Genomic DNA, 6812 nt, shown 5'->3' with positions numbered 1-6812 from the left:
CAAATCATCGGCAAAGCGGCGATAGGACACTTCCTCGCTATAGCTACTCAAGGCATTACCAAGCCGATCAACGCTATACACTCGATACTGCTGCGCCAACAACGGCTGCAAGGCTGCGAACCACGCACTATCACTGTGATAGTTATGATTTGGCCCCGCTAACAAAACCACCGCTGGGCCACTGTTCTCCAGCCCCATCGCCCGTACATGAAACTGCCCTGCAGTAGTGCTGACTAGCCGCGAATGCTCCGGCAACTGCGGCTGATCTGCGCTCGCCACAGCATCGTCAGCAGCGCTAGCAGATGGGCTAACCGCCATACCAAACAGTAGGGGGACCAACATAAGAAGAGAATACATTTTCATGAAAACATCCTGTTACAGCAGCAAGGGTTAAACCAAACCAGCTAAACCACTTAGCGCCGGCTCCAATTATCCTTTATTAATGATGCTACCGGCCCTTCGCTAACAGCTTATGCCCTTTAGCCACGCCTAACAGCAACAATACCAATACATAAGTGCCCGCACCAGCGCCAATTAATACCGCCAACTGCCACACCCTATCCATAAATTCTACCGTCAACCACCAATCTCGCTGCGGCGCCAAGTACAACACCACCGCCACCATCGCAGCCACGGCCAGCGCCACTTTCACGAAATACGTCAAAGTACCGGGATAACGCTTCAGCACCCCATCGCGCCACAGATTATAGCCCAACAACCCCGCATTCACTGCCGCCGACAACGACGTAGCAATGGCCAAACCCACATAACCAAACGGAATCGCAAACACCAAATTGAACACCATGTTAGTCACCATGGCGATGATCCCGTACTTAACCGGACGCTTGGTATCCTGGCGCGAATAAAATCCCGTCGCCAACACCTTCACCAACATAAAACTCAACAAACCAGAACCGTAGGCAAACAAACTGTACGACGCCAACCGCGCATCCTCAGGCGTAAACTCACCGCGCATAAACAGCACCATCAGCATCGGCTCGGCCAACACGATCAGCCCCGCCATTGCCGGCAAACCCAGCAACACCACCGTCCGAATACCCCAATCCAAGGTGCGACTAAACTCCGCCGCCGATTTATCCACATGCCGCGAACTCAACGCCGGCAAAATCACGGTCGCAATCGCAATCCCAAACAACCCCAGCGGAAACTCCAACAAACGGTCCGAGTAATACAGCCAGCTAATCGACCCACTCATCAAAAACGAAGCAATGAAAGTATCCAACAGCAAATTAATCTGGCTCACTGACACCCCAAACAACGCCGGTATCATCAAGGTCCGAATTTTGGTCACGCCAGGATCACGCCAGCCCCAGCGCGGCCGCACCAACAATCCTGCACGGCGCAAAAACGGCAGCTGAAACAAAAACTGCACCGCCCCACCAACAAACACACCCCACGCCAACGCATATTCGGGCTGCTCTAACTGCGGCCCCAACCACATCGCAAATACAATAATCGCAATATTCAAAAATACCGGCGTAAACGCTGCCACCGCAAACTTGCCAATGGTATTTAAAATAGCCCCAGCCAGCGCCGTAAAGGTAATAAACCACAAATACGGAAAGGTAATCCGCAACAAATCCGCCGCCAACACAAACTTATGCCCCTGCGGCCCATCGTAATACCAATCAATAAACCAACCCGTACCAAACAACGCCGCTACCACCGGCGACAGCACCACCCCCACCAAAGTAACCACCGTCACCAAGGTACCCAGCGTACCCGCTACCCGCGCAATCAACAACCGCTGCTCATTCAGCGACTTGCCCTGTTTATATTCTGTTAACACCGGCACAAACGCCTGCGCAAACGCCCCCTCCGCAAACAATCGCCGCAAGAAGTTCGGAATTTTGTTGGCAAAAAAGAACACATCCGCCGCCGCACCCGCGCCCATCAAGTTCGCAATCACCACATCACGCGCCAGCCCCAGCACCCGCGAAATAAGGGTCATGAAGCTAACGATTAAACCAGATTTAGCAAGGGATTTAGACAATGTAACCTCGTTATTCGTTATTCGTTATTCGTTATTCGTTATTCGTGCGCTGCGCTGTTCGTGCGCTTCACTGTTCGTGCGCTTCGTTATTCGCGCGCTGCGCTGTTCGTGCGCTTCGCTGTTCGTACGCTCCGCTATTCGAAGCTTCAACGTATTAATTAACGCATTTAATAATTGGTATGTACGTGATAATAATTCATTTTCGTCTGATCTAATATAACCAAGTCGCACAGCAATTCTTAACTGCGTCTTAAGTTCAGCAAGTGAACCTCTAGCTATAAACAGAAAACGTAAGAAGTCTTTGCTACTTCCTCTGTGCGCTCCTTCCTCTATATTACTTGGAATGCTCACCGCACATCTTTGCATCTGGCTTTTTAAGCCATACTTTTCGCCCTCTGGAAAACATCTCGTTATATCGTAAATCTCACAACACAGCTCTATCGCAACCTTTGTAACAATCAATTCCCTAGCCACAATTAACCCTCCTTGTTTTATGTTTTCACGAACAGTGTAACGGACCAACAGCGAAGCGGACGAACAACGAATAACGAATTCCGCACTTGACTTTAGGTCTAAAAACAGGCATATTCCCCGCCCTATTACACCAATGCATTTTGATAACGAATTTTAGGAGTTCACCTTGGCTAACATTAAGTCTGCTAAAAAGCGTGCGGTTCAAGCAGAAAAAAACCGTCGCCACAACGCGAGCCGTCGCTCTATGATGCGTACCCAATTGAAAAAAGTAATTGCTGCTATTGAAGCGGGCGACAAAGCGGCTGCTCAGCAGGCATTTACTGGCCTTCAACCGGTATTGGATCGTTATGCGACCAAAGGTTTGATCGGTAAGAACAAAGCTGCTCGTCATAAGAGCCGTTTAAGCGCGAAAATCAACGCACTGTAAGCATCTGCTTGCATGGTGTGTGATTAACTTCGTGTTACGAAAAAACCGGCTCTTGCCGGTTTTTTTGTGGCTGCGTTCCCGTAGCTCAGCTGGATAGAGCAGCCCCCTCCTAAGGGGCAGGTCGCAGGTTCGACTCCTGCCGGGAACGCCAATTTTCGTATTACTTGGGTACCTAGAGCGCCATTTACGCCACCGCTTTAACGGCACGGTTAAATTCTCCTAGCTTAACCATCACGTCTGTAAGTGCAGCGCGCTCAACCTCAGTCAGGTACGGGTTCCAGATATCTGCCAGCAACACAATTCGAGTGCGGTCGCTGCGATTCCATGCTTCATGCAAATAGGTATCATCAAACGCAAAGGCTTTGCCTTCGTCCCAATGTATCTCGGTGATATCAGGTAGATGCAACGCGCAGTCCGTGGGAATATCTAAGCCCAAATGCAATACCGAGCGCAGGTTGGTGACGCCACGGTGGGGTAAAATATGAGCTCCGGGGCGTAGAATAGAAAAACAGACTTCGGGCGAGTGCTGGGGGATGCGACACAAGGGTAAGCTATCTAGCACAGCGGCCGTGGTTGGGCATTGGGCTAAGTTTTCAGTAAAGGCTTTACCATGTCGATAAAAGAAGAACGCATCCCAGCTACCGCCTTCGGTTAACTGCTCTTCGCCACCTTGATACTGAAAACGCGGGAACTCAGCTTGGGTCTCTAATACCCGATGCAGATCAGCCTGAATGCCGGCAGCGGCAGCTTCGTACTCATCAATAAAAGGCATCGCCTCGCGCGGAAATTGCGGTGCTACGGGTAAATCCGGCACGTAAAAATAGCTGGGTAACTGGCGCTTGTCATGATGTTCAACTGCGATTTCACCCGTATGCATGCGCACGGCTTTAATCACTCGCGCCAGATCTTGCTGCTCGTAGTCTCGTTGTAGCTCTCTAATCCATTGCTGGCCTTGGGCGATTCGTTGCTGCGCACTTACTTTCAACGCATGCTGCACAAAGGGCCGACACCAAGGCGCAGTAGATGCATCATTGAGCCAAAAGCCAAGACTCTGCGCCGTATTAATGGCTTGGCTGTAATGCAAAAATGCAGCTTCAGGCTGTCCTAGCATTTCAGCAAAGCGCGCCACTAACAAGCGCGTAGTAAAAGCATAAGGCTGTTGTTCTACTAAGCCCGTTAGTTGCTGCTGCTTGGCTTCGCTATCACAATACTGGCGAAGTGCTTGCCCCAGTTGTTCATGATAACCAACTTGCTTCGGCTCCGCTTGGATCAGTCGCTCTAGCAAGCCAATCGCTTGCAGTAAATCGCCTTGTTCGCTAGCTGTTACTAGTTGTTGTTGGAGTTCTGCTGTGGTTACTGCATCTGTCATGAGGGTACCTAATTCTTAAAGTTATTTCTGCCGGCGTGCGTAAGGTTTATCCCAGGCCTCAGAATGAATCCATTTAGCGCCCATGCCAAAACTAGGTTGGGTCGCAGCTAAACTGGTAAAATTAAAATCACGATGAAGGAACACAGACGTGGTCGAGCTGTGGCATTCGCCTGGCTTAAAGCCCGTAAAATCCACTTCGATTAAGCCTTGTTCGCGTAAAAACTTGGCCGTATTAGGGTGCCAATCGGCATTATCCAAGATGATCATGCCACCTTGGTTGAGCTTACCGATGGCGGCACTAGCGCAATCGTAACGGTAACCGGCGCTGTCCACAATAATCACATCAAAACCGTGCTGGTACTGCTCAATGGTCCACGGAAAATCATCCCCATCAACATGCAGCAAGGTCACGTTATCAGCGAGTTCAGGCTTTAATTTTTGCACCCACTGGGCATTATTCTCGACGCTCATCACCTGCTGCGCCCGCTGCATCCAAAACTTAGTAGAGCCGCCGGCGCCAAACTCAAACACTCGCTTCTGACGATAATCAAACTGTTGCAAGTATTCAATAGCAGGGTAAGTAAACAAAGGTAACGGCTGCCCCTTGGCATCCTGTGCTGTACCTTCGTCTACTGCTTTCACAAAGCCGTATTCGGCCCGCACTATCTGTGTGATGGCCGCTAAAAACATCTCGCCTTTGGGCATTTCAACGGCTTGCGGATGGCGTTTTAATCTGCCGCCCTGCTCCTGTTCTTTACTAAAAGCACCCCAATACATGTTTATCGTTACTCCTCTGGCACCAAATCAAAAGCCACAGTCACGCGGTATTCATCGTCAGCAAAAGGCACGGTTCCATGCCACATCATCGACGGAAACAAGACCACTACGCCAGCTTGTGGTTTAACAATATAGTCAGGTTCATCCATGTAGGTCGGATCCAACTGCGCTTGGCCAAACTTGATCCAGCCATGGCCGTCATGGTTTACCGCCTTGGGAATCGACACATAGAAGCAGCCACTGATCCAGCCTTCGCTATGATAATGATTACGATGAAAGCCTGAACAATTCAGCCGCACACTCCAGGCGCCAGTGTACTTAAAGCGGCCACTTTTGCGCTTTAGAAACGGATGCTCTGGGTCATCGGGTAGCTCGGCAATATACTGTGTTACCGCGGCTGAAATCTGTTGCTTCAGCGCTTGAATATCTTCATCTTGATTAAGAAATAACTGGCCGTCGGTTTGAGTACCACTGCGTAGCGACTGCTGCAACGGATGTTGTTTTTGCGTATGCAAGCGCTCCAGTTTAGCCAGCAAGCCTTGATTAAAATCAGACAACCCGCCGTCTACGGCGGTAGTTAACGCAAACGGGCGCACGAAACGTGCGAAATCGTACAAACGCTGATAGCCCTGCCAATCGCCACTAGCTTTCAACGCCGTGGCGCGCATCGCCCACCAGCCCTGATGCTCAGGTGCTAACGCCACCAACTTTTGCGACAGCTGCAAGCACTCTGCATAGTTCTGCTGCCCAAGTTGAGTCACAAACATCTCGTATAGTGCTTCTTGATGCTCCGGTTGCAAGCTTAAGGCCTGCTGCAAATAATCTTCTGCTCGGGCCAGTTGCCCTTGCATACGTTTTAAATGCCCTTGCAATAACCATACCGACGCTGGCACCGAGTCTAATTGCAACAAGGGCTGTAAGGTCTGCTCCGCCAGCTCAAATTGCTCAGCTTTGATTAACCGATGAGTTAACCCAAGACGTAGATCATGCCAGTCGTTATGAGCAGCTAATTGCTCGTAATAGCTACCCAGCCAATCGCTATCTTGCTGCAACCAGCGCATGTCTGAAAAAGTTTCGTGCAGCGCCAACTGACGTGGTTGCAAAGCAAGTGCAGCCCGCATATCGGCATAGGCTAAGTCGACTTCATCTAAGGCAAAAAACGCAAGCGCGCGTTGGCGTAAAAATGCCACCGATTGAGCATGGAAGCTCTGTTGCAAGAGCTCCAGCGCTTGCTGCGCCCGCCCTTGTAAGCGGTAAGCTTCCGCTGCAGCTAAGCGCGCTTGCGTATGCTGCGGTTGCTGTTTAAGCACTGTCAAAAAGGCAGCCAAGGCATCATCTAACTGCTGCTGTGCCAAAGCGGTTAAACCAAGGTTATAGCGCGCCTCAAAAAAGTTGGGCTGAGCTTGTAAAGCCAACCTAAATTGCTGCTGAGCTTGCTCATATCGTTGCTGTTGACGTAATAAATTACCGTAGTTATTCAGAATTTCGTGATGCTTAGGAGCTATCTTTAAAGCCTGCGTAAAACTTTGTGCGGCAGCGGTTAACTGTCCTAACTTACGCAGAGTTAAGGCCTGCACGTGCCATACCAACGCCTGCTCAGGCAGCTGTTGACTAAGCTGCTGCAACAAAGGTAGCGCCGCTTGATACTGCTGCTGTTGATACAGTGTCAGTGCTTGTTGCAGCACTGCTTGCGGTTGCTGGGAACGCTTCACCTGCTCTCCTTAGGCTCTCGAAAAAAAGCCACCAATAAA

At 50.3% G+C, this 6812-nt stretch carries 7 protein-coding genes and 1 tRNA gene; 2 read left to right on the top strand and 6 right to left on the bottom strand.

What is annotated here, in order from left to right:
* The 3 genes from ACQ661_RS09695 to ACQ661_RS09685 form a co-directional block, all read right to left on the bottom strand.
* Positions 1-363: alpha/beta fold hydrolase (locus tag ACQ661_RS09695; RefSeq protein WP_431668245.1), on the bottom strand; the 363-nt coding region annotated here is incomplete at its 3' end.
* Between the two features lie 85 nt (positions 364-448).
* The gene (murJ, locus tag ACQ661_RS09690) at positions 449-2014 is read right to left on the bottom strand and encodes a murein biosynthesis integral membrane protein MurJ (RefSeq protein ID WP_431668244.1); all 1566 of its coding nucleotides are present in this window, start codon (positions 2012-2014) and stop codon (positions 449-451) included.
* 24 nt (positions 2015-2038) lie between these two features.
* Entirely contained in the window at positions 2039-2488 is a 450-nt protein-coding gene (locus tag ACQ661_RS09685; RefSeq protein WP_162014452.1) for a four helix bundle protein, read from the bottom strand.
* Positions 2489-2654: 166 nt separating this feature from the next.
* Here ACQ661_RS09685 and rpsT point away from each other — a divergent pair, with 166 nt between their 5' ends.
* Together rpsT and ACQ661_RS09675 are read left to right on the top strand one after the other, a co-directional pair.
* On the top strand, positions 2655-2915 hold the full coding sequence (gene rpsT, locus ACQ661_RS09680; RefSeq protein ID WP_110076084.1) for a 30S ribosomal protein S20: 261 nt from the start codon (positions 2655-2657) through the stop codon (positions 2913-2915).
* Between the two features lie 74 nt (positions 2916-2989).
* A tRNA-Arg gene (locus ACQ661_RS09675) sits at positions 2990-3066 on the top strand.
* Between the two features lie 33 nt (positions 3067-3099).
* Here the strand turns inward: ACQ661_RS09675 and ACQ661_RS09670 are convergent.
* The 3 genes from ACQ661_RS09670 to ACQ661_RS09660 are packed head-to-tail and all read right to left on the bottom strand — an operon-like array spanning position 3100 to position 6773.
* Positions 3100-4284 carry an aspartyl/asparaginyl beta-hydroxylase domain-containing protein gene (locus ACQ661_RS09670; RefSeq protein ID WP_153825947.1) on the bottom strand — a complete coding sequence of 395 codons (1185 nt, stop codon included), beginning with the start codon at positions 4282-4284 and terminating at the stop codon, positions 3100-3102.
* 21 nt (positions 4285-4305) lie between these two features.
* Complete coding sequence (locus ACQ661_RS09665) at positions 4306-5061, bottom strand: SAM-dependent methyltransferase (RefSeq protein WP_431668243.1); 756 nt, start codon at positions 5059-5061, stop codon at positions 4306-4308.
* A gap of 8 nt (positions 5062-5069) precedes the next feature.
* Positions 5070-6773 carry a tetratricopeptide repeat protein gene (locus ACQ661_RS09660; RefSeq protein ID WP_431668242.1) on the bottom strand — a complete coding sequence of 568 codons (1704 nt, stop codon included), beginning with the start codon at positions 6771-6773 and terminating at the stop codon, positions 5070-5072.
* Positions 6774-6812 lie beyond the last annotated feature (39 nt).

This window comes from Pseudidiomarina sp. WS423, assembly GCF_050750165.1.
Classification (GTDB): Bacteria; Pseudomonadota; Gammaproteobacteria; order Enterobacterales; family Alteromonadaceae; genus Pseudidiomarina; species Pseudidiomarina fusca.
Note: the sequence above shows the minus strand (reverse complement) of the source record. Positions and strands in the feature narration are given on the sequence as shown.